The following is a 21,051-nucleotide window of genomic DNA, read 5'->3' on the forward strand; positions in this document are numbered from 1 at the left end:
CGATGAAGGCATGCTGATCCACCGGACGGCGGCCAAGCACAGGCGCCATGACCTGCTCTGGGAGCTGGCGGCGAGGCAGAGTGGCTACTTCACCGCTGCCCAGGCGGTGAAGGTCGGCTACTCCCATCAGGCGCAGCATTTCCACGTCCGGAGCGGTAACTGGGTCCGCATCGACAGGGGCCTCTACCGCCTCCGCGAGTTCGCCATGCTGCCTGGTGATGAACATGACCATTTTGTGCGTTGGTGGCTCTGGAGCAGGGGACGTGCCGTTGTGTCACATGCCAGCGCACTGGCCGTTCACGACCTCGGCATCGCGAATCCAGAGAAGATCCATCTGACGGTCGATCCCGGCTTCCGACAGAGGGGCGAGGCCGTCGTACTCCATCGTGCCGAGCTTCTGCCGGAGGACATCGAGGATCGTGAGGGGTTCAAGGTCACTACACCTCTCCGGGCCATCACCGAGTCCGCCGCCGAGGCGCTGGATCAGGACTTGATCGATTCTGCCGTCGCCGAGCTCCTCGACCGCGGTGAGGTCACGCGCGGTCAGCTTGCCCGGGCGGCGCAGCGGCTCGGGAGCCGCGCCGAACTGGGCGTTGAACGTGCACTGCGGACGGCTTGGACGTGACACGCTACGGGACGGCGGTGTCACTGCGTCAGGCGCTGGAGACCCGCCTTGAACAACAGGCCGACGGGAACGGCACCGACCTTGGCAGGCTCCACCGAAGGGTCCTGTTCGAGCGGGTCGCCGTCCGGCTGTCGGCGTTCCAGCCTGGACGTTGGGTTCTCAAAGGCGGCGCGGTCATGGAGTTCCGGCTGCTGGACAGGGCACGGGCGACCAAGGATCTCGATCTCGCCATTCGCGCCGGAGACCTGAACGCCGACGCTCCGCGTGAAGAGCTGATCGAAACACTGGCTCCTGATCTGGATTCCGATGGCTTCCTTTTCCGTGTGGCAGCGCCCTTCAAACTACGGTCGGACAGCATGGAGCGCCCCGCCTACCGGTTCGGAATCGAAGCCCGCATCGGCGGCAAGCAGTTCGCGGCGTTCCGGTTGGATGCCGTATTACGTCCTGAGGAGCTCGCCGAGACCGAACAGCTCAGACTTCCTGGAGCGTTGTCGTTCGCCGAGGTGCCCGTCCGCAGCGTCGAAGCAGTCCATCCCCGTCAGCATTTCGCAGAGAAGCTGCACGCGCTCACCAGCGACTACGGTGATCGGCCAAACACGAGAGTGAAGGATCTCGTTGATCTGGTGCTGCTGATAGAGACAGGGTTGACCCCGAACGCGGAGCTGGTCGAGGTCTGCGGACACGTCTTCAACGTGCGGACAGTGCAGGCCCTGCCTGACGAGATCCCTGATCCGCCGCCCCGGTGGGAAGTCGACTACCCACCCTTGGCGAGAGGACTCACTGACGCCCCTGCCGACCTGGCTACCGCCGTGGAACTCGTGCGTGCCTTCTGGAAACGATCGATCACCGATGGTTACGGAAAGGGTCTCGACAGCAGCGGCCGCTAGGGTCTGAATCAGACTTTGTCAGAGGCAGGGGCGTCTACGAGCGGATCAAGGAGACACCCCTCCTCCTCCGGGATCCTCCGGCCTGACGCTGAAAACAGCCCTTCCCACAAGCGGATCCAGGGCCGAGGGGCGGGTCATGGCTTCCAGGCTGGGTCGCGGCCGATGAGGCCTAGGAGGCGGTCGAACGGCGGGGCGTCGTCCGGCACGGCCACCGGCGGCCCGAAGACGCCGCGCTGCCTGCCCATCTCCACCATCTGCACGGTGAAGCTCAGCGCGCGCGAGACGGCCTCGGGGTCCGGGTCGTACTCCTGGCCGGTGGCCCGCGCCAGATCCCAGCCGTGCACGACCATGTCGACGAGCCACATGTGGCCCAGCGTGGTCATCGGCAGGCCCATGGCGGGGTTGCTCCCCTCCCAGGCCTCGGGCCGCGACCAGACGGCCAACATGCGTTCCGCGCGCTCGGGGAAGTCGCCGGCGTAGGGTCCCTGCTCGACCATCGCCCCCTTGCGCCCCAGCGACTCGAACATCTCCGCCACCCACTCAAGGTGGTTGATCAGGCCCTTGACGTCGAACTCCGCGCAGGGCGTCGCATGCGCGAGTTGTTCCTGCCGCACCGCGCGAACCAATCCTGCGGTCCGTTCGGTGGCGCGCGTCATCACGGGCATCATGTCGTCCATGGCAGCGATCGTGCCCCGCCAGCCCGAGGCGCGGCTTGTAGAAACGCGACAGCGCGGCTGGGTCGACCCGTACGCGGGGCTCAAGGCCTTCGATTTCGCGCGCCAGGCGCCATCACCCGAAATTTCCGCCTATGTAGACCACTTCTGGGTCGTCACGTGGACCGACCTCGCCGAGCCGTACGAACAGCGCATCGTGTCGCATCCCACCGTGAACATGACGATCACCCACGACTTCCACCGGGTCGCGGGAGTGATCAAGGGTGGGTTCTCCTACACGATGCGGGGCAGCGGCCGCGTGCTCGGCACGCGCTTCCGCCCCGGCGGCTTCCGGCCGTTCCTCGGCGGCCCGGCGTCCCAGTTGACCGGCCGCTTCGCCGAGATCGGCGAGATGCACGGCGCGGCGGGCGCGACCCTGGTCGAGCGGGTTCTGGCCGAACCCGACACCCGGGCCGCCATCGCGCTCGTCGAGGCGTTCCTGCTGGGTCTGGGGCCGCAGCGGGATCCGCTGGTGGAGGAGGTCGCGGCGCTGGTCAAGCTGGTGGAGCGCGACGTGTCCGTGACCAGGGTCGACGCGCTGGCCGCCGCCTCTGGGCGGTCGGTGCGCTCGTTGCAGCGCCTGTTCCGGGACTATGTCGGCATCGGCCCGAAGTGGGTGATCCGCCGCTTCCGGCTGCACGAGGCCGCGGAGCGGATATACCAGGGCCTCGACCTCGCCACGCTGGCCTCCGAACTCGGTTACACCGACCAGGCCCACCTGACCCGCGACTTCACCGCCGCGGTCGGCATGTCCCCCGCGTCCTACGCCCGCCTCAGAAGCCGAACCTGAGCACAGGGGGGCCACGCTCACTGGCCCGCGGGAGGCGGATCGTCTCGCAACCTGCTGTACATCCAGCCATCGCGCCACCGACCGGCGCGAAACTCCACCGCGCGTAGGACGCCCTCCAATGTGAAGCCGGCCCTCTCCAGCGATTTCTGTTCTGCGATGTTCTCCGGGTGGGTTGTCGCCTGGATGCGCTCGGCTGGAGTGTGAGTGAACAGGTAGTCGCACAGCATCGCCTGAGCGTGTCCGCCGATCCCACGCCCGCGCCAGTCCGGAAGCAGGGCGATGCCTATCTCCCAGTAGCGGGAGACCCCGAACCCTCGGGCCGACCAGCTCATCAAACCCGCCGCCGTGCCGTCGACCTCGACGATAACCCTGCTGTCTTCTTCGCCCAGGTAACCGTCGGTAGCGTAGCGCCGCGCCGGGGCCTGCGCATCGCGGAATCCCGTCCAGTCCAGGCCGACCAATCCCGGCTCCGTGGCGAAACGCCGGAACATGTCCAGGTCGTCCTCTGTCACCGGTCGCAGTCGTACCTCGAGCGCGCTCATCGCGCCACCTCCGTTGCGGTGCGTGCGTCCGCCAAGATCGCGTCACTGGCCTGGACCTTACCTCGCGAGATCCGCGGGCGCGGGGGGACTCCTGGGGCATGCCGCACGTCACGCGCCGTACCGCGGGTTGCGTCCACGGAGGTGGTGTACGAGTTTCCGCTGGTAGCCAGCGTGGCGTCGTGAAATGAGGACGGCCATCGCGTGATCCTTCGAGTGCGAAGATCAAGATCGAAGGAGAACAGGATGGCCGTCAACGACAGTGTGGATCCTGCGAGCCGGCTGGCGAAGCAGATCGAGACCCAGGAGCCGGATCTGTTGCGATCCATGGTGAAGACCATGGCCGAGACGTTGATGTCGGCCGAGGCCGACGGGCTGTGCAACGCGACCTACGGCACCCGCAGCGAGGAGTGAGGTACTGCCAGATGGCCGGATTCCGATCTACTACGGCTCGGAGAGCAGGGCACGTCTCGAGCATGAAGGCGCTGTGCCCCTTCCAGAGCCCCAAGCCATTCGCTGTGTGGCAACGCTGGTCTGTCGAGCCGCGAAGATGGCGGCTGCGAGCGCGATAGCGAGGGCGAGGCTCGCTAAGACGGTATCTAACATCATGTCTCCAGGAAGTAGACGCGTGCTGTCCCTGGAAACGAACCGCAGCCGAGAAAGATCCCAAGGTTTCGCTGTGCGGCGCGCCCCGATCCATTCGACTCGACCATGCGGACCGTCGCCAACACCGAACGGTCAACCGCCGGCCGCCGCCCACCTTCTTAGCCCGCGATTCGCCGCACTAGGGCGTATATCGGAAGTGCTGGGATAATTTGGCCATGACAGCTGATTGGAACGGCATGGAGGTCGTCTTCCAGCGTGTCGGCGTCGACCGTATGGACGAGGTGCTGACCGTGCTCGATGAGGCGGCAGGATGGCTGAACGCACGTGGAATCGGCCAGTGGCCTGTGCGTTTTGAGACCGCATGGGTTGAGGAGGCCCTCTTTCGGGGCGAGACGTGGCTGGTGGCTACCGGGGACAAGGTGGCGGGGACAGTCACCATGGACTGGTCTGATCCGCTGTGGGCGGACGCCGGCGGCGCTGCGGGATACGTGCACCGCATGGCCGTGCGTCGATGGGCGGCGGGGCTCGGGGCCCGCATTCTCAACTGGGCAGCCAATGCCGCACGGCAGCAGGGCGCCGACTCTCTGCGGCTGGACTGCGTGAAGTCCAATGATCGGCTGCGTGCCTACTACGAGACCCACGGCTTCGCGCACCGCGGAGACGTGCCGGTGGGGGGTGCTCCTGGTCAGCGACTGGAGGATGGTCCGGTCACCTGGGTCAGCCGCTATGAACTCGCCCTGCCGCGGCGCGAGTCATAGCCACGCGCAGCGGCTCCAGGCGGGCCCACTGTCCATCCGTCAGATCTCCACGCGCCACGAGTCAAGATCATCTTACATCAAAGATCGACTTTCGATACACGCCCTAGTGCACGGAGCAGATGGCGGACCTGATCACCGGGGTCACCGCCTCGGGGTGGGAGATGAGGGTCAGGTGGGATCCGCCCCGGAACTCGGTGATCTTCGCGCGGGCGCGGCGGGCCATGGCCCGCTCCGAGGACGGGGTGATGATCCGGTCACCGGTGCTGATGAAGTACCAGGACGGGATCGTGCGCCACGCCGCGGCCTTCGAGGGCGTCATGAACGCGCTGGTCGAGGCGGCCCGTTGCGAGGCCCACAGACGTACCGCGGTGTCCCGGGGAAGGTCGTTGGCGAACGAACGGACGAAGACGTCCCGCTTGAGGTAGAGGTCGGTCGCCCCTTGGGGCGCTCCCGGATAGGACACGCTGTCGTAGAGGGTTTCGGGCTTGTGGTTGAGCGCCGAGTCCGCGCCACTGAGCCCGCCGGTGGTCTCGCCGACGTCCGGCGCCGCGGCGTCCACGTACACCAGCGCCTTGACGTTCGGGACGCCCGCGGCGGCATTGGTGATGACCGAGCCTCCGTAGGAGTGCCCGACGAGCACGATCGGACCGGAGAGGGTCTTCAGGAAGTCGGCGACGGACGCCGCGTCGGTGGTGAGGTTCCTGAGCGGGTTCGCTATGGCCCGCGCGGTGTAACCCGCGCGCTGCAGGGCGCTCACCTCGCCGCTCCAGCTCGAAGCGTCGGCCCATGCGCCGTGCACCAGCACGACCGTGGGCTTGGCGCGGCCGGCTCCCGGACACGACGACGGCCGGTTCGACGGCGCGTGTGAGGGTGGTGGTGATGGCGTGGCCTGCTGGGCGTGGCCGGACGACACGGCCTCCGCCGCCTGGGCTCGGCTCGCCGGCAGGGCTCCCGCCGACAGTGCCGTGACGGCGAGCGCCAGCAGGGACGTTGTTGCCGTGCCTCGTCGCCCGGTGCGTGCAGCGTTCATCTCTCCCCTTCGGTGTGACCGTCCTCGATGCTGACTGATCGGGCGGCCGTCCACATCACTGAAACGAACGGTTTGGGCGAGAGCGCGGGCAATCTTGGGCGAGACCGTGGGCAAGGGGCCGTCCGGGAGCCCCTGCCGCGGAGCGCTCGAAATCCCGTGCCGGGAGCCCGGCTCTGCTCCCGGTCGTCAGCCTGCCGATCGCGAGCAGAGCGGTGCTCTCTAATCAAGCCGGTGCCCAGGTAGAGTCGGGGGAATGAACGCCAGCCGCACCGCCCGCGAACGCGTCAGAGCCGAGCTGATCAGCGAGATCATGCAGGTGGCGCGACGCCGGCTCGCCGAGGAGGGAGCCGGCGGGCTCTCGCTGCGCGCCGTCGCACGTGAGCTGGGCATGGTGTCGTCGGCCATCTACCGCTACTTCCCGAGCCGCGACGACCTGATCACCGCGCTCATCATCGAGGCGTTCAACGCGGTCGGCGCCGCCGTCGAGGCGGCCGACGCGGCATGCGGGCGCGACCGCCACCTCGACCGCTGGATGGCGGCCTGCAGGGCCGTGCGCGCGTGGGCGCTGGCCCATCCGCACGAGTACGCGCTCATCCACGGCACTCCGGTGCCCGGCTACGTCGCCCCGCAGGACACCGCCGTGGCGGCCGCCCGGGACGGCGTCGTCATGGCGAACATCCTGCGCGACGCCCACCAGGCGGGCACGCTGGCGCCCCTGGCCGGGCTGCCGCCCGCCCCCGCGTCGTTCGCCCCGGACGCCCGGCGGCTGCGCGAGGCGCTGTTCACCGACCTGTCCGACGACGTCATCCTGCGCGCGATCGGCGCCTGGACCCACGTCTACGGCGCCGTCAGCTTCGAACTGTTCGGGATGTACAAGAGCGTCATCGAAGAGGACCGCGCCGCCGTCTTCGACCACACCGCCCTGTTCCAGGGCCACCTGCTGGGCCTCGTCCCGAACGAGTGATCAGGACTCACCATGGGCGAGGGAATCGAGACGAGGTGCCTGACCGTCCTGTCCGGACCTCGTTCGTGAGAACACCCCCCGGGATCAAGGGAACGCTCCTTCACCTGCGTTGATATGCGAATCGCTATCGAGTCACGACTGATATCGATATTGGACATCGGTGCTTTTGGTCTGGTTTGCTCGCCGTTCCTGATCGATCAACAGTGAGGATGAGCATGCGACACCTCCGTTTCCGCCGGTCTCTTGTGACGGCGAAAGCAGGCGTACTGGCGATCGCCGTGCTGGCGGGCGGCGGCGCCTACGGAGCGGGCCCGGCGTCGGCCGCCGAAACCGGGGGCGCGTCCACGACCGGGGTCGCCTCCACCGCGTCGGCACGGGCCGGGGCGGCCTCTGCCGGGACGGCGAGCGGGGCGACCGCCACCGGCGAGGTGCGCGCGCCGTCGCCGGAGGCCGAGGCGCGGCGGCGGCTGCGGGCGCTGGAGGCGTCCTTCGCCGGGCGCATCGGCGCCTACGCGATCGACACGGCCACCGGCGAGACGATCGGCTACCGGTCGGGCGAGCGGTTCCCGCTGCTGTCCACGTTCAAGGCGGTCGCGTGCGCCGCGGTGCTGCACAAGGCCCGCACGTCCGACCCCGGCCTGATGGACCGGGTGATCCACTGGACCAAGGACGAGGTGGTGGAGAACTCCCCGGTCACCGAGAAGCACGTCGAGGACGGGATGACCGTGGCGGCGCTCTGCCACGCGGCCATCACCGTGAGCGACAACACCGCAGGCAACATGGTGCTGAAGCAGATCGGCGGCCCTCGCGGTCTCACCAGGTATTTCCGCACGCTGAAGGACCCGGTCTCCCGCCTCGACCGCTGGGAGACCGAGCTGAACGACTGGACCCTGAAGGAGAAGCGGGACACCACCACGCCCGCCGCGATGGCCCGCGACCTGAGCAAGGTGGCCGCTGGCACGACTCTGCGGGCGGCGGACCGGGCACAGCTGAACGCCTGGCTGCGCGCGTCCGAGACCGGCAATGAGCGCATCCGCGCCGGACTGCCGCAGAGCTGGATCGTCGGCGACAAGACCGGCACCAACGCCACCGCCGGCCTCGCGAACGACGTGGCCGTCGTCGTGACCTCGGCCGGCGCCGCCCCGGTGATCGTCACCGTCTACACCAACGGCAAGGCGGCCGGCACGCCGAGCGGCAACAAGGTCATCGCCGAGACCGCCACCATCCTCGCCCGCGGCCTCGGCAAACTGCCCTGACCGTGTCACCGCGGCGCGCGACCGAGCCGGCCCCGCCGATCGCGCGCCTCCGCGCTGACACGTTCGCCGCGAGGATGCCGGCACGGTGGTCGCTCACCGCCGCCGGGACTCCAGGGAGAACCGTGACGCCGGCTCACCCGTGAGCCGGCTCGCGGGCAGACGCCGTCCGCAGATGACGAGCAGCAGATCCTGCGCCAGGCCCCAGACGGGAGCTCCCGTGCCGTGGCTCCAGTCGAGGTCGGTGGCCCGCAGTGCGACCCCCGTGAGGTCGGTCCCGAAGAACGCGATGTTCTTCGGCCGCATCCCCGCCAGCACCATGGCGACTCGTTCGGGCGGGACCCGGCGGTCGAGTCCCAGGCCCACCGTGATGTCGAGTCCGTGAATGACGTCATGGGACAGCGCCCCGTGGACGCCCCCGCCGGGGGGCGTCCACGGGTGCGCGATGTTGTCCCGCAACGAGGCGAGCAGCCTGGCGGGCGGCAGCCTGGCGGCGTCGCGGCGCGCGCAGCGATCGGCCATGCGGTTGAAGTCTCCGCGCGCCTTCACCAGCTCCACCACGGTCCTGCCGAGGGAGGTGCGGTAGGGCAACGTGGTGTGGGCGACGACCTCGCGCACCCTCCAGCCGTCGCACAACGTGGGCGCGTCCCATTGTTCCGGTCGCAGAGTGGCGAGCAGATCCGCCTGTTCTGCCCGTTCCGCCACCACCTCTGCGACCACCGCGTCCTGAAGGCCGTCTTCGGTCATCACCATCTCCTCGCTCGCGTTCGTCGACCGTTCCTTGGGTGAGTACGAGCGCGAGGCCGGAAAGTCATCGGTCCGGCCCGGCGATGTGTCGGTGACGGCGCATATGGTCGGGGGATGGTGGAGACGCTGACCGGCGAAGGCTCCCGGCTGGAGCCGTTCCGGGCCGAGCTGACCGGCTACTGCTACCGGTTGCTCGGCTCCGGCTTCGAGGCGGAGGACGCGGTGCAGGAGACGCTGCTGCGTGCCTGGCGGTCGTTCGACCGCTATGACGAGCGGCGGGCCGCGCTGCGCACCTGGCTCTACAGCATCGCCACCAACGTCTGCCTCGACATGCTGCGCAGCCCGCAACGCCGGGCCCTGGCCATGGATCTCGGCCCGGCGGGGGCCGCCGGGTCGAACATCGGTGAGCCGGCGCCCGAGCGCAGGTGGGTCCAGCCGGTTCCGGACGCGTCGGTGCTGCCGATGGACGGCGACCCGGCGGAGCTCGCCGTGCGGCGCGAGACGGTCCGTCTGGCGTTCGTCGCCGCGCTGCAGCACCTGCCGCCCCGGCAGCGGGTGGTGCTGATCCTGCGCGAGGTATTGCGGTGGAAGGCCGAGGAGGTCGCGAACCTCCTGGACACCACGGTCGCATCGGTGACCAGCGCGCTGCAGAGGGCGAGGGCGACGCTCAAGACGATCGAAGTGATGCCCGGCGAGCCGTTCCGGCCGTCCGACCCCGCCCAGCGTGAGCTGCTCGCCCGCTACTGCACCGCGTTCGAGCGTCACGACATCACCGCGCTCGTCGCCCTGCTGCACGAGGACGCGACGATGTCGATGCCGCCCTTCACCTGGTGGCTGCGCGGCCGCGACCAGATCAGGCGGGCGTTGCTGGACCCGGACGGGTCCTGTGCGGGCGCGCGCCTGATCCCGGTCGCGGCGAACGGCTCGCCGGCGTTCTGGCAGACCAGGCCCGGCCCCGACGGTGTGCACACCCCCTTCGCCCTGGTGCTCCTCGACGTGTCCGAGGGGCTGATCAATGGCATCACCACCTACCTGGACGCCAACCGGCTGATCCGCCTGTTCGGCTCTCCGGACCCGGCCGCGATGACGTCCGCGGTGCCGTCTTCTCCGCACGGCGGTTCCGCCAGGGCACCGGTCCGATGAGCCGGTGCCGCGCGGGCAGAGAGCGGGAGGTCAGCGGGCTGAGCTTCGGCCGTGCCTCGGGTAGGTGGACGACTTCCGGGGGGTGAACTGGGACAGGTCGTGGATGTGCAGGGCCTTTTCTATGTCGGAGACCCGGTGGACCACTGTGGTGAAGCCGCGGTGCCCGAAACGGCGGTGCTCCTCGGCCTCGAAGATCTCGCCCAGCCGGGCGAACTGCCTGGCGGGCGTCACCTTGCGGAAGAGGGGGAAGACCACGGTGTCCTCGCGGGCCTCGTGGGGCTCGTACATGCGGATGAAGGCGGCCAGGTCGGAGACCAGGGCGTTGCGCTGGTGAGCGGAGGCCGCGGAATGGTGGGTGGCGGCCAGGATGCGGGCGGTCACCTCGCGTCCCCGCTTGTGTTGCAGGCACAGGACCGTGATCGTGTGGCGGAGTCTGCCGGCCTCGCGCAGGCGCGGGAAGATGTACTTCTCCTCCAGCTGCTCATGGTGGTGCTCGATGAAGTCGCGGATGACGCGGGCCGCGGCGTGCAGCGCCTGGGCGGGCACCTGCTCGCCACGCTGGATCCGCCGGATCCCCTCCCGGTACACCAGCAGGATGCTCTTGAGCACCCCGTGCTCCCGCATGAGGTCCTCCGGAGGCGTCACCCTGGGTTTGTGCCCATGCCCGTGGACCAGGGACGGGGACTCCGCCGCGAGAGCCGTGCCGGATCCGGGATAGACGGTGAGGGGCACCGCGCCGGCCAGGGCGACGGTGGACAGGCCCAGCAGGTCACGACGGCTCACTGCCGGCGAGTGATGATTTTCCACGATATCTCCCGTTTCACCCGGATCTCAGGGTTGACCGCGCGGCATCCGCGTGTGATCGGGAAAGTCCCCCGTCCCGCCGAGCCCCACGCCGACACGGGGGTAATGCTTGATCCGCGGCATTACCCGCGACTCCTCCCGCCATGAGTCATATGGCGTCGAGGCCTACCCGGGAACCCACCTCCCAGAGCGCGCTCACCGGCATGGCGCGCATGCGCCCTCCGAACGACAGGGTCTGGGTGCCGGTGTAGAGAACGACTCCGACGACGAATTCGTCTCCGAGCCGGTCGGCGAGATGCCGCAGCCCTCTGAAGTCGTCCGGGCGCACCGTGGAAGAGGCTTTCACCTCGATGGCGACCACCCGCCCCTGCCGGTTCTCCAGAACCGCGTCGACCTCCACCTTGTCCTTGGTGCGGTAATGGAACAGCTCGGCGCGCTCTTCCGACCAGCTCAGCTGACGGGCCAGTTCCATGAGGACGAACCCCTCGAGGAGCGGTCCGAAGGCGCCTTCGGGCCGGACGAGGCTCCTGGCGTCGGCGCCCAGCAGGTTCGCGGCCACGCCGGAGTCCACGAAGGCGAGTTTCGGCGTGCTGATCGCGCGGCTGCTCAGGTTGCGCGACCACGCCGGGATGCGCTTGGTCAGGAACACCTCGTCGAGCAGCGTGAGATAGCGATGTACGGTTCTCGCCGACAGCCCCGCATCGCCACTCAGCGCATTCGCGACGAGGAGCCCACCTGATCGCGCCGCCAGCAGTCGCACCAGCGCACGCATTTCCGACAGCCGTTCGATGTCCGAGAGCTGACTCACGTCCCGTGCGATGAGATCCGACACGTACGAGTCGAAGAAGCGTTCACGCCGGCGAGGGTTCGTCCGGGCGACCGCTTCAGGAAAGCCTCCGCGAGTGATCCGTTCCGCGTATTCGTTCCGGGTCAGAGATGAGGTGTGGCGGAGATCTGGGCCCTCGCTGAACAGCGCGTCCACCAGGCGGTCACCCGTTCCGTCGATCTCGCCCTGCGAAAAGGGCCAGAGTTCGATGGTCTCCACCCGGCCGGGCAGGGCGTCCGGGAGCCCGCGAAGACCGAGCACTCGCGCGGATCCGGTCAGCAGATATCGCCCCGGCCTGGGGTCGGTGTCCACCTGCTCTTTTATCGCCAGCAGAAGATCAGGAGCGCGCTGGATCTCATCGATGACCATGAGTTCCCGAAAGGCGACGAAGCCGGCCGGATCGGCGATCGCCGCCTGCCGCACGGCGGGCGTGTCAAGGCTGCGCCACTCGGCCGCGCGGTCTTTGGCCAGCGACCGGACCAAGGTGCTCTTGCCGCACTGGCGCGCACCGTTGACGAGCACGACCCGGGTGTCGCGCAGCGCCTCTCGAACGGCTTGTCCCGCACGGCGCGGCAGCACTTTCCCCAAAGGGGTCTGCGAGGTGTCGACCACCTGGTCAGAATGCCACAGATGACCATCGACGGCACGCTGGCCGCCGCTGGTCCGGCACGATGGCCGCTACTCTCCTGGCACGCTGGTCGCACACTATCTGGCACGTTGGTCGCATCAGGACTGGCAGGCTGGTCGCCATAATGCTGGCACGCCGGTCGCCGACGAGCCGACTCACCACCGGCCGGCCTGCGGCCGGTCGGGAAACGACTCGGCCGCGCCTCAGCGGAGTGGCGGAAGGCGCGGTCGAGGAGGAGCAGGGGCCTTATGGGCACAGTCCCGGCGACGGCGGGCAGGTCGTGCCCGGTGTCGCCACGATGAGGCATCGCCGGCGCCCGCCGTCCCGCAGATCGTGCAGGACGGCGGAGGCGGAGCAGGTCAGGGTGCCCGATCAGGCACGGGAAGCGCGGTTGACGGCGCTGAGGATGGCCTTGAGGGAGGCGGTGACGGTGTTGCCGTCGACGCCGACGCCCCACAGGACGCGCTCGCCCACCTGGCACTCGACGTAGGCGGCGGCCCGGGCGTCGGAGCCGGCGCTCATCGCGTGCTCGGTGTAGTCGAGGACGCGCACGTCGACCCCGACGCGGCCGAGAGCGTCGACGAAGGCGGAGATGGGGCCGTTGCCGACGCCCTCCACCTCGCGGATCTCGTCGCCGATGCGGATGTCGGCGCTGATGGCGTCCTTCTCGTCGACCTGGGAGACGTTGCGGTGGGCCAGCAGGCCGAAGCGCCCCCACGGCTTGACCGTGTTCGGGAGGAACTCGTCGCTGAACACCTCCCACATCTGCGCGGGGGTGACCTCGCCGCCCGCGGTGTCGGTGTGGGACTGGATGACGCCGGAGAACTCGATCTGCAGGCGGCGCGGCAGATCAAAGCCGTGCTCGGCCTTCATGATGTAGGCCACGCCGCCCTTGCCGGACTGGCTGTTGACCCGGATGACGGCCTCGTAGGTGCGCCCGACGTCCTTGGGGTCGATCGGCAGGTAGGGGACGGCCCAGGCGAAGTCGTCGACCGGGACACCGCCGGCGACGGCGTCGCGCTCGAGCGCCTCCAGGCCCTTCTTGATGGCGTCCTGGTGGGAGCCGGAAAAGGCCGTGTAGACCAGCTCGCCTCCGTAGGGGTGGCGGGGGTGGACCGGGAGCTGGTTGCAGTACTCGACGACGCGCCGGATCTCGTCGATGTCGCTGAAGTCGATCTGCGGGTCGACGCCCTGCGAGAAGAGGTTCAGGCCCAGGGTGACCAGGCAGACGTTGCCGGTGCGCTCGCCGTTGCCGAACAGGCAGCCCTCGATGCGGTCGGCGCCCGCCTGGTAGGCGAGCTCGGCGGCGGCGACGGCCGTGCCGCGGTCGTTGTGCGGGTGCAGGGACAGGACGATCGAGTCACGGTAGGCCAGGTTGCGGTGCATCCACTCGATCTGGTCGGCGTAGACGTTCGGCGTGGCCATCTCGACGGTGGCGGGCAGATTGACGATGACCTTGCGGTCGGGGGTGGGCTGCCAGACGTCGTTGACGGCGTCGCACACCTCGACGGCGTACGGAAGTTCGGTGCCGGTGAAGGACTCAGGCGAGTACTGGAAGTAGATCTCGGTGTCGCCCATGGTGTCGGCGAGCTTCTTGCACAGCTTGGCGCCCTCGACGGCGATGGCGGTGATGCCGTCCTTGTCCTGGCCGAACACCACGCGGCGCTGGAGGGTCGAGGTGGAGTTGTACAGGTGCACGATGGCCTGCTTGGCGCCGCGCAGCGACTCGAAGGTGCGCTCGATCAGCTCGGGCCGCGCCTGCGTCAGCACCTGGATCACCACGTCGTCGGGGACGCGGCCCTCTTCGATGATCTGCCGGACGAAGTCGAAGTCGGTCTGCGAGGCCGCGGGGAACCCGACTTCGATCTCCTTGTAGCCCATGCGTACCAGCAGGTCGAACATCTGCAGCTTGCGGTGGGAGTCCATCGGGTCGATCAGTGCCTGATTGCCGTCGCGCAGGTCGACCGCGCACCATCGGGGCGCCCGGTCGATGACCTTGTCGGGCCACGTGCGGTCGGTGAGGCGCACCGGGGTGAACGGCTGGTAGCGCTGGAAAGGCATGGGGCTGGGCTGCTGCTGGGGATACATGCGTGCTCCTGGTCGTGTCGGAACCGGGGCGGCGCACGTCAGGACACAACGCGCCTGAGCTGGTCTGAGAGATCAGAGAGTGGTCGCCACCGGGATGAACCCTGAAAAGCGGCCGACACGCATGGCTCGCTCCGCGGCGAGGGAGCCGGCCTCTTACAGGCCCTCGCCGCGGCAGCTAAGAAGCAGCCCGCGCAGCATACCCACGACCGTAGCAGACGGCGGGGCCTGCCCGTGACCCGATCGCGGGACCAGGGGTGCGGAAGGGGGGCGCCCGCCCTTGCCCTCACCACGCCCGCGCGCGGTGTCCACAGCCGGTCGAGGCGGGCGGCGCCGCGCGGCGCCGTCCCCGTAAGCTCCCAGGTGAAGACAGGAGGAACTGTAATGCAGGACGGCGAGATTCTCGCGAAGATCAAGGACCTCATCTCCGAGGAGCACGATCTGCGCGCGCGCGTGACCACCGGAGAGGTCTCCACCGACGACGAGCACGGCCGGGTCCGCGAGCTCGAGCAGGAGCTGGACCAGTGCTGGGACCTGCTGCGCCAGCGCAAGGCGCGCAGAGAGTTCGGCGAGGACCCCGACTTCTCCAGCCCGCGCCCGGTCGACGAGGTCGAGAACTACCAGCAGTGATCGCTCCGGGTCCCCGGTCCAGGTGAGAGGCCGGGGACCCGGGCCCAGAACGGCTTCTACGAGGCCGGTGACCGGGGCCCAGGATGGCTTTGAGGTCAGGCGGTGCCGCCGGGGGAGATCAGGCCGGTCTCGTAGGCGACCACCACGGCTTGGACGCGGTCACGCAGGCCGAGCTTGGACAGGATGCGCGCGACGTGGGTCTTCACCGTGGCCACGCTGAGGGTCAGCCGGTCGGCGAGTTCGGCGTTGCTCATGCCGGTGGCGAGCAGGCGCAGCACGTCCAGTTCCCGTGGCGTCAGTTGCGAGAGATCACGGTGAAGGGTGGGCCGCGCGTCGTCGCGGCGGGCGAAGCGTTCGACCAGACGGCGGGTGATGGTGGGCGCGAGCAGGGCGTCGCCGGAGCGCACCAGGCGTACCGCGGCCACCAGGTGTTCGGGTGAGACGTCCTTGAGCAGGAACCCGCTCGCCCCCGCGGCGAGCGCGGCGTACACGTAGTGGTCGAGGTCGTAGGTGGTGAGGATCAGCACGCGGGTGTCCTCGGCGCCGCCCGCGACGATCCGCCGCGTGGCTTCGAGGCCGTCCATCCGCGGCATGCGGATGTCCATGAGCACGACGTCGGGGCTGGTACGGCGGACCGCGGCGACGGCTTCTTCCCCGTTGGCGGCCTCGGCCGCCACTTCGATGCCGTCGGCGGCGAGGATCATGCGGAATCCCGTGCGCACCAACGCCTGGTCGTCGGCGATGACGGCGCGCAGCCGCCCGGTCATGTCGTCCTCCACGGGACGCGGGCGCCGATCCGGAAGCCGCCCCCGGCCGTCCGGCCCGCGTCCAGGGTCCCGCCGTAGACGGCGAGCCGCTCGCGCAGCCCGATCAGCCCCCTGCCGTCGCCGGTCCGCGAACCGGCGCTCGGCGCCCCGCCGGTGTCGGTCACCTCGATCTCCAGCCAGTCGCCGTCATGACCGATCGTCACGGACGCGGCGGCGCCGGCCGCGTGCTTGATCGTGTTGGTGAGGGCCTCCTGTACGACACGGTAGGCGGCGAGGTCGACCCCGGGAGGCAGCGGCCCGGGCGGCGACACCTCGACGCTCACCGGCACGCCGGCGGCGCGGACCCGTTCCACCAGGGCGTCGAGCTGGTCGAGCCCGGGCTGGGGTTCGAGCCCGTCGCAAGGCCCGTCGAGGCGCTCGCCGCCCGGGCCGGCGAGCAGTCCCATGACGTTGCGCAGTTCGGCCATGGCGGCCCGGCCGCCGGACTCGATCGCGAGCAGCGCCTGCTTCGACTGGTCCGGCTCCACGTCCATGACCTTGCGGGCCGCGCCGGCCTGGATCACCATCACGCTGACATTGTGGGTCACCACATCGTGGAGTTCGGCGGCGATGCGGGAGCGTTCCTCCGCGACGGCCCTGCGCATGGCGTCCGCCTGCGCCTGCTGCAGCTCGGCGAGCCGATGCCCGCTGGCTCCCAGCCGTCGGCGCCAGGAACGGACGAAGCTCGCGAAGACGCCGACGCTCAGCAGGACGACCAGCGGCCCCATCCAGTTCGGCGGCGCAGGCCCGACATCCCGGAAGGCGGCGCCCGCGAGCCCGGCCGCGAGCACGAGTCCGCCCATCGCCAGGAACCGGTTCCGGCTGTAAGCGACGGCACCGTACGCGGCGACAGCGCAGGTCAGCACCGTGATCCAGGTGGCACCCGCGTGGGTGGCCAGCGCCGCGGCCAGCACCACCCAGAAGGTGGTGAGCGGGTACCGGCGCCGCACCGCCAGCGGTAACGCCGTCAGCGCCACAAGGAACGCGGGCGGATCGTCGGGCAGCGGCCGGGCGGGCGCGTCGCCGGACGGGTCACCGGAGGGTGGCGGTGGAGACGGGCTGCCGGACAGGGTGGCAGGAGCAGGAGAGGGTGGGAAGCCGGTCGGGGCGGCAGGAGCAGGAGAGGGTGGGAAGCCGGTCGGGGCATCAGGCAGATCGGGCAGATCAGGGAGAGCGGGCAGATCAGGCAGGTCGGGGAGATCGGGCAGATCGGCGGGTTCAGGGGCCGGCGACGAAGCGGCGGGCTGGAGCCGCAGATAATCGAGCACTTCGGGCCGGTTCGCCAAAGGGCCGGCCGAAGGATCTCCCACCGATGCCGATACGGCCATCGCGATGACCGTCAGGACGATCGCGACCGCCACGTCGGTGACCCGTGCTCGGCGAGACGGCCGTGGGGGGCCGTCGCCACGCGGCCCAGGGGTGTCTCGGACGCCGCGCCGGTCCGGGCGACCCTCGTCAGGCCGGCCGGCCAGGTCGAGCACCTGCCGCCACCACCGCGGTCGTTCACGGGTTTCCACCGGCACCATTGTCACGCTCGCCCGTTAGTCCCGCATCGGCCGTGGTGACGGGGCTCATGGTCTTCGGGAGTACATCGCAGGGATGACCTGGCGGCCCTTCGTCCCCGGGTGGTACGCGATCTCGGTACGACGGCCGACGCGCACCGGCATGGGCGACGCCTAGGTTCGTTCCCGCCATCCCGGCACCGCCATCCCGGATCCCGCCATCCCGGCATCCCGCCGCTCTGGAGCCGCGCCTCGATCTCGGCCACGGCCTCGACGAGGCATCGAGGCGCCGTTCGTGACCGGCTTCCGGACCACCGCTCAGGAGGACACAGCGTGACTTCTGTTCTGCAGGCCCATGCACTGGGCAGGAGGTACGGCCGCCGCTGGGCGCTGCGCGAGTGCACCATCGACATCCCGGCGGGCCACGTCGTGGGACTGGTGGGACCCAACGGAGCGGGCAAGACGACGCTGCTGAAGCTGGCCGGCGGCCAGCTCCGGCCGACCACGGGCGGCATCACCGTGCTCGGCGGCCGGCCCGGGGACACGCCCGCGCAGCTGGCCAAGGTCGGGTTCGTCGCCCAGGACACCCCCGTCTACGCGGGACTGACCGTCGCCGAGCACCTGCGGCTGGGGTCCCGGCTCAACCCCCGCTGGGACGCCGCCATGGCGCGGGAGCGCATCGCGCGGCTCGGCCTGGTCCCCGCCCAGCGGGCGGGCAGGCTGTCGGGTGGCCAGCGCGCCCAGCTGGCCCTCACCTTGGGCCTGGCCAAACGCCCCGAACTGCTGATCCTGGACGAGCCGGTCGCCGCGCTCGACCCGCTGGCCCGCCTCGAGTTCCTGCGGGGGCTGACGGAGGCCGCCGCAGCGCAGAGGCTGAGCGTGCTGCTCTCCTCCCACCTGGTCTCCGACCTGGAACGGGTCTGCGACTACGTGATCGTGCTCGCCGGCTCCCGCGTCCAGCTGGCCGGGAAGGTCGACCGGTTGCTGGCCGCCCATCACCGGCTCACCGGCCCACGCGGAGATCCCGGCCTGTTCCCCGCCGGCCATCACGTCGTCTCCGCCGGCCACTCCGAGGGGCGGAGCACGTACGTGGTGCGTGCCGACGCCCCGATCCACGACCCCGCCTGGACGGTCGCCCGGCCCAGCCTGGAGGACCTCGTCCTGGCCTACATGGACAAGCGCGCCGCCGACGACCGGCGGGCCGTCCAGGAGGTGCGGCGATGATCTGGCTCACCTGGCGCCAGCTGCGCGGCTCGGCCACGATGATGGCCGCCGTACTCGTGGTCCTCGGCGCCGCACTGGCTCTGACCGGCCCGGATCTGGCCTCCGGCTACGCCGCCGGGATCGCCCGCTGCACCCCGGACGACACCTGCCTCGACTTCTTCGACCGGTTCTTCGGCGAGTACGACCTCCTCTTCCTGGCCCTCACCCTCGTCGTGCTGATCATGCCGGCGCTGGTCGGGCTCTTCTGGGGAGCGCCGTTGATCACCCGGGAGCTGGAGACGGGCACGCATCTGCTGGTGTGGAACCAGAGCGTCACCCGCGGCCGCTGGCTGGCGGTCAAGCTCGGGCTCACCGGCCTGGTCGCCATGGCCGCCGCCGGCGTGTGCGGCCTCGCGGTGACCTGGTGGTCCGCTCCTCTGGACAAGTCGGCCGTTCCGGAAATGGCGCAGATGGCTCCCGTGGTGTTCGGCGCGCGCGGCATCGCCCCGATGGGGTACGCGGCCTTCGCCTTCGTCCTCGGGGTCACGGTGGGCATGCTGGTGCGCCGCACACTGCCCGCCATGGCCCTCACCCTGGCCGTCTTCGTCGCGATCCAGATCGCCATGCCGCTGCTGGTCCGTCCCCACCTGATGCCCCCGGTGGCCGGGACCTTCCAGCTCGGCCGGGAGAACGTGGACGGCCTCAGCGCGCCGAGCGGCGGATCCCTGCAGATCTTCCTGAGGACGTCGGCCGTTTCCGGCCACGCGGGCGCCTGGGTGCTGTCCAGCGAGCTGGTCGATCCGTCCGGACGCACGGTCTTCGGCGGAGACGGGAGCTCGGGACCGTCGTCGACGATCGTGCGGGCCGTCCCGGTCTCCACGACGTCGGGACCCTGCTCATTCCAAGGCCTGTCCGCAGGGGGGTGCCTGGCCGAGATCAACCGGCTCGGCTACCGGCAGCAGGCGACCTACCAGCCGCTTGAGCGGTTCTGGCCCTTCCAGTGGATCGAGACCGGGATCTACGCCCTGCTCGCCCTCGGCCTCGCGTGGTCGTCCTTGTGGTGGCTGCGGAGACGCCTGTCATGACCACCGTCAGAACCGTCACCGCCACCGGGCTCGCGCTCATCCTGGCGGCGGCCTGCACCGCGCCGGCGCCGCCGCGCGGCCAGGCGGGCACGCCGGCCGCCACGGTCTGCGCGCCACCCTCGGGAGTCCCCGAGGCGGAGAAGGCCACCACGATCGACGTCATCGAGCAGGCGTACTTCTGCGTCCTCGGCAACTACTACAGCGGCGAAACGCTGGACGCCCGCTCGCTGCTGACGGCCGGATTCGCCGCCCTGACACAGCAGCTCGACCGCGACGGGCGCGACCTGCCCGAGGCGACCATGCCCGCGCTGACCGGCGACCGCGAAGCCGACTGGGCGGCCTTCGAGAAGGCCTACCGCACGATCACCGACGAGGTTCCCGGCCTGCGCGACAAGCTGGCCGCCGTCACCCTGCGGGCCATCGTGGCCGCCCTCGGCGACGACCACGCCCGCTGGGAGCACCGGCCCGAGCGGCCGCCCGGCTACTACGACGGCGACGGCTACGGCCTGGGCCTTGCGGCGAACGTCTCCCGCCGGCAGGTGGAGGCCGCCCCCGGCACCGCCGCCGGCCCGCTGTTCGTCACCACGGTGCTCGGCGGCGCGGCGCGGGCCGCCGGACTGCGCCCGGGCGACCTCATCGAATCGATCAACACGTCGGCGCCCTTCATCGACGGCAGGCCCACCTCCGCGATCGCCGCCCTCTCCCCCGAGTATCCGGACGCGCGGCCGGTGCGGCTGCGACTGCTGCGGCAGAGCACCGGCCGCCGCTGGAGCGTGACGCTCGTGCCCGGCCTCTACCAGCGCGACCTGGCCGGCCTGCGGGTGGTGCGGTCGCGACTGCTGGACGACGACATCGCCTACGTGCGGATGACCGGGTTCGCTCCCGGCTCCGCGAACCGGGTGCTGCGAGCGATCACCAGGCTGCGCACCGGCCGGACGCTGTCCGGCGTCGTGCTGGACCTGCGCGGCAACGGCGGCGGCAGCCCCACGGAGGCGGTCCGGCTGCTGAGCGCGTTCGTCCACGGCAAGGTCACCGCCTACCAGTGCGGCGTGGCCGGGAACTGCGCGGCCATGCCGACCGACGACACGGTCGGGCTGCTGCGCCTGCCGCTGGTGGTGCTCATCGACCGCGGCTGCGTCTCGGCCTGTGAGCACTTCAGCTCCGCGGTCAAGGACCTGCGCGCCGGCCGGTTGGCCGGCACCCGCACCGCCGGCGTGATCTCCGGCCCGGCGCAGGGCTACCTGCTCGCCGACAACACCGTGCTGAGCCTCCCCGCCACTCACCACCTGGGGCCCGGTCGCGAGGTGATCGACCGGATCGGCGTGCCGCCCGACCACTACGTGCCGCTGACCTCGAAGGACGCGGCCGCAGGACGCGACCCCGTCCTGGCCGAGGCCCTGACCCTGCTGCACACGTGAAGGGACCTC

20 protein-coding genes and 1 pseudogene are annotated in these 21,051 nt (G+C 70.1%); 12 read left to right on the top strand and 9 right to left on the bottom strand.

Annotated elements, in window-relative coordinates; translation table 11 throughout:
• Window positions 1-10 precede the first annotated feature (10 nt).
• Together ACFO60_RS01665 and ACFO60_RS01670 are read left to right on the top strand one after the other, a co-directional pair.
• Entirely contained in the window at window positions 11-625 is a 615-nt protein-coding gene (locus ACFO60_RS01665; protein ID WP_380835967.1) for a type IV toxin-antitoxin system AbiEi family antitoxin domain-containing protein, read from the top strand.
• Window positions 622-1,512, top strand: a complete 891-nt coding sequence (locus ACFO60_RS01670; protein WP_380836429.1) for a nucleotidyl transferase AbiEii/AbiGii toxin family protein — start codon at window positions 622-624, stop codon at window positions 1,510-1,512. Before ACFO60_RS01665 ends, ACFO60_RS01670 begins: the two co-directional genes overlap by 4 nt.
• Before the next feature lie 134 nt (window positions 1,513-1,646).
• Here ACFO60_RS01670 and ACFO60_RS01675 read toward each other — a convergent pair whose 3' ends face one another.
• On the bottom strand, window positions 1,647-2,189 hold the full coding sequence (locus ACFO60_RS01675) for a TIGR03086 family metal-binding protein (protein ID WP_380835969.1): 543 nt from the start codon (window positions 2,187-2,189) through the stop codon (window positions 1,647-1,649).
• Between ACFO60_RS01675 and ACFO60_RS01680 the strand changes: the two genes are divergently transcribed.
• Entirely contained in the window at window positions 2,188-3,015 is an 828-nt protein-coding gene (locus ACFO60_RS01680) for a DUF6597 domain-containing transcriptional factor (RefSeq protein ID WP_380835971.1), read from the top strand. The two genes, ACFO60_RS01675 and ACFO60_RS01680, sit on opposite strands and share 2 nt — an antisense overlap.
• Window positions 3,016-3,032: 17 nt before the next feature.
• Here the strand turns inward: ACFO60_RS01680 and ACFO60_RS01685 are convergent, their stop codons facing one another.
• On the bottom strand, window positions 3,033-3,557 hold the full coding sequence (locus tag ACFO60_RS01685) for a GNAT family N-acetyltransferase (RefSeq protein WP_380835973.1): 525 nt from the start codon (window positions 3,555-3,557) through the stop codon (window positions 3,033-3,035).
• A 243-nt stretch (window positions 3,558-3,800) separates the two neighbouring features.
• On the opposite strand from ACFO60_RS01685, the pseudogene ACFO60_RS01690 reads away from it, so the two are divergent.
• Together ACFO60_RS01690 and ACFO60_RS01695 are read left to right on the top strand one after the other, a co-directional pair.
• Window positions 3,801-3,965: pseudogene (locus ACFO60_RS01690) on the top strand (IS256 family transposase); the annotation flags it as partial.
• Window positions 3,966-4,375: 410 nt separating this feature from the next.
• The gene (locus ACFO60_RS01695; RefSeq protein WP_380835977.1) at window positions 4,376-4,918 is read left to right on the top strand and encodes a GNAT family N-acetyltransferase; all 543 of its coding nucleotides are present in this window, start codon (window positions 4,376-4,378) and stop codon (window positions 4,916-4,918) included.
• A 103-nt stretch (window positions 4,919-5,021) separates the two neighbouring features.
• Here ACFO60_RS01695 and ACFO60_RS01700 read toward each other — a convergent pair whose 3' ends face one another.
• Window positions 5,022-5,948: an alpha/beta hydrolase gene (locus ACFO60_RS01700; protein ID WP_380835979.1), complete on the bottom strand. Its 927-nt coding sequence runs from the start codon at window positions 5,946-5,948 to the stop codon at window positions 5,022-5,024.
• Between the two features lie 253 nt (window positions 5,949-6,201).
• On the opposite strand from ACFO60_RS01700, the gene ACFO60_RS01705 reads away from it, so the two are divergent.
• Both ACFO60_RS01705 and bla read left to right on the top strand, forming a co-directional pair.
• Window positions 6,202-6,912, top strand: a complete 711-nt coding sequence (locus ACFO60_RS01705) for a TetR/AcrR family transcriptional regulator (protein ID WP_380835980.1) — start codon at window positions 6,202-6,204, stop codon at window positions 6,910-6,912.
• A gap of 215 nt (window positions 6,913-7,127) precedes the next feature.
• Window positions 7,128-8,168, top strand: a complete 1,041-nt coding sequence (bla, locus tag ACFO60_RS01710; protein ID WP_380835981.1) for a class A beta-lactamase — start codon at window positions 7,128-7,130, stop codon at window positions 8,166-8,168.
• Window positions 8,169-8,261: 93 nt separating this feature from the next.
• Here the strand turns inward: bla and ACFO60_RS01715 are convergent, their stop codons facing one another.
• A complete protein-coding gene (locus tag ACFO60_RS01715) occupies window positions 8,262-8,912 on the bottom strand; it encodes a maleylpyruvate isomerase family mycothiol-dependent enzyme (protein ID WP_380835983.1) in 651 nt (216 codons plus the stop codon).
• Window positions 8,913-9,026: 114 nt separating this feature from the next.
• On the opposite strand from ACFO60_RS01715, the gene ACFO60_RS01720 reads away from it, so the two are divergent.
• Window positions 9,027-10,055, top strand: coding sequence for a sigma-70 family RNA polymerase sigma factor (locus ACFO60_RS01720; protein ID WP_380835984.1), 1,029 nt, complete (start codon window positions 9,027-9,029; stop codon window positions 10,053-10,055).
• Window positions 10,056-10,085: 30 nt separating this feature from the next.
• Here ACFO60_RS01720 and ACFO60_RS01725 read toward each other — a convergent pair whose 3' ends face one another.
• The 3 genes from ACFO60_RS01725 to leuA all read right to left on the bottom strand — a co-directional run bounded on the left by ACFO60_RS01725 (window position 10,086) and on the right by leuA (window position 14,401).
• Complete coding sequence (locus tag ACFO60_RS01725) at window positions 10,086-10,838, bottom strand: hemerythrin domain-containing protein (protein ID WP_380835985.1); 753 nt, start codon at window positions 10,836-10,838, stop codon at window positions 10,086-10,088.
• 169 nt (window positions 10,839-11,007) lie between these two features.
• On the bottom strand, window positions 11,008-12,297 hold the full coding sequence (locus ACFO60_RS01730) for an ATP-binding protein (RefSeq protein ID WP_380835987.1): 1,290 nt from the start codon (window positions 12,295-12,297) through the stop codon (window positions 11,008-11,010).
• A gap of 388 nt (window positions 12,298-12,685) precedes the next feature.
• Window positions 12,686-14,401, bottom strand: a complete 1,716-nt coding sequence (leuA, locus tag ACFO60_RS01735) for a 2-isopropylmalate synthase (RefSeq protein WP_380835988.1) — start codon at window positions 14,399-14,401, stop codon at window positions 12,686-12,688.
• A 381-nt stretch (window positions 14,402-14,782) separates the two neighbouring features.
• Here leuA and ACFO60_RS01740 point away from each other — a divergent pair, with 381 nt between their 5' ends.
• Window positions 14,783-15,028, top strand: a complete 246-nt coding sequence (locus ACFO60_RS01740; RefSeq protein ID WP_380835990.1) for a DUF2630 family protein — start codon at window positions 14,783-14,785, stop codon at window positions 15,026-15,028.
• A 95-nt stretch (window positions 15,029-15,123) separates the two neighbouring features.
• On the opposite strand, the gene ACFO60_RS01745 is transcribed toward ACFO60_RS01740, so the two are convergent.
• Complete coding sequence (locus ACFO60_RS01745) at window positions 15,124-15,795, bottom strand: response regulator (protein ID WP_380835992.1); 672 nt, start codon at window positions 15,793-15,795, stop codon at window positions 15,124-15,126.
• Window positions 15,792-17,195 (bottom strand): sensor histidine kinase, encoded by a 1,404-nt coding sequence (locus tag ACFO60_RS01750; RefSeq protein ID WP_380835994.1) that lies wholly within the window; start codon window positions 17,193-17,195, stop codon window positions 15,792-15,794. Before ACFO60_RS01750 ends, ACFO60_RS01745 begins: the two co-directional genes overlap by 4 nt.
• 474 nt (window positions 17,196-17,669) lie before the next feature.
• Here ACFO60_RS01750 and ACFO60_RS01755 point away from each other — a divergent pair, with 474 nt between their 5' ends.
• From ACFO60_RS01755 to ACFO60_RS01765, 3 genes are read left to right on the top strand one after another with little or no spacing between them, the layout of a single operon-like run.
• Window positions 17,670-18,560: an ABC transporter ATP-binding protein gene (locus ACFO60_RS01755; protein WP_380835996.1), complete on the top strand. Its 891-nt coding sequence runs from the start codon at window positions 17,670-17,672 to the stop codon at window positions 18,558-18,560.
• Window positions 18,557-19,624, top strand: a complete 1,068-nt coding sequence (locus tag ACFO60_RS01760) for an ABC transporter permease (RefSeq protein ID WP_380835998.1) — start codon at window positions 18,557-18,559, stop codon at window positions 19,622-19,624. The genes ACFO60_RS01755 and ACFO60_RS01760 overlap by 4 nt, the downstream gene beginning before the upstream one ends.
• Window positions 19,621-21,042, top strand: a complete 1,422-nt coding sequence (locus tag ACFO60_RS01765; protein ID WP_380836000.1) for a S41 family peptidase — start codon at window positions 19,621-19,623, stop codon at window positions 21,040-21,042. Before ACFO60_RS01760 ends, ACFO60_RS01765 begins: the two co-directional genes overlap by 4 nt.
• Window positions 21,043-21,051: the final 9 nt, after the last annotated feature.

This window comes from Sphaerisporangium dianthi (assembly GCF_042654065.1).
In the GTDB taxonomy this organism is placed as follows: domain Bacteria; phylum Actinomycetota; class Actinomycetes; order Streptosporangiales; family Streptosporangiaceae; genus Sphaerisporangium; species Sphaerisporangium dianthi.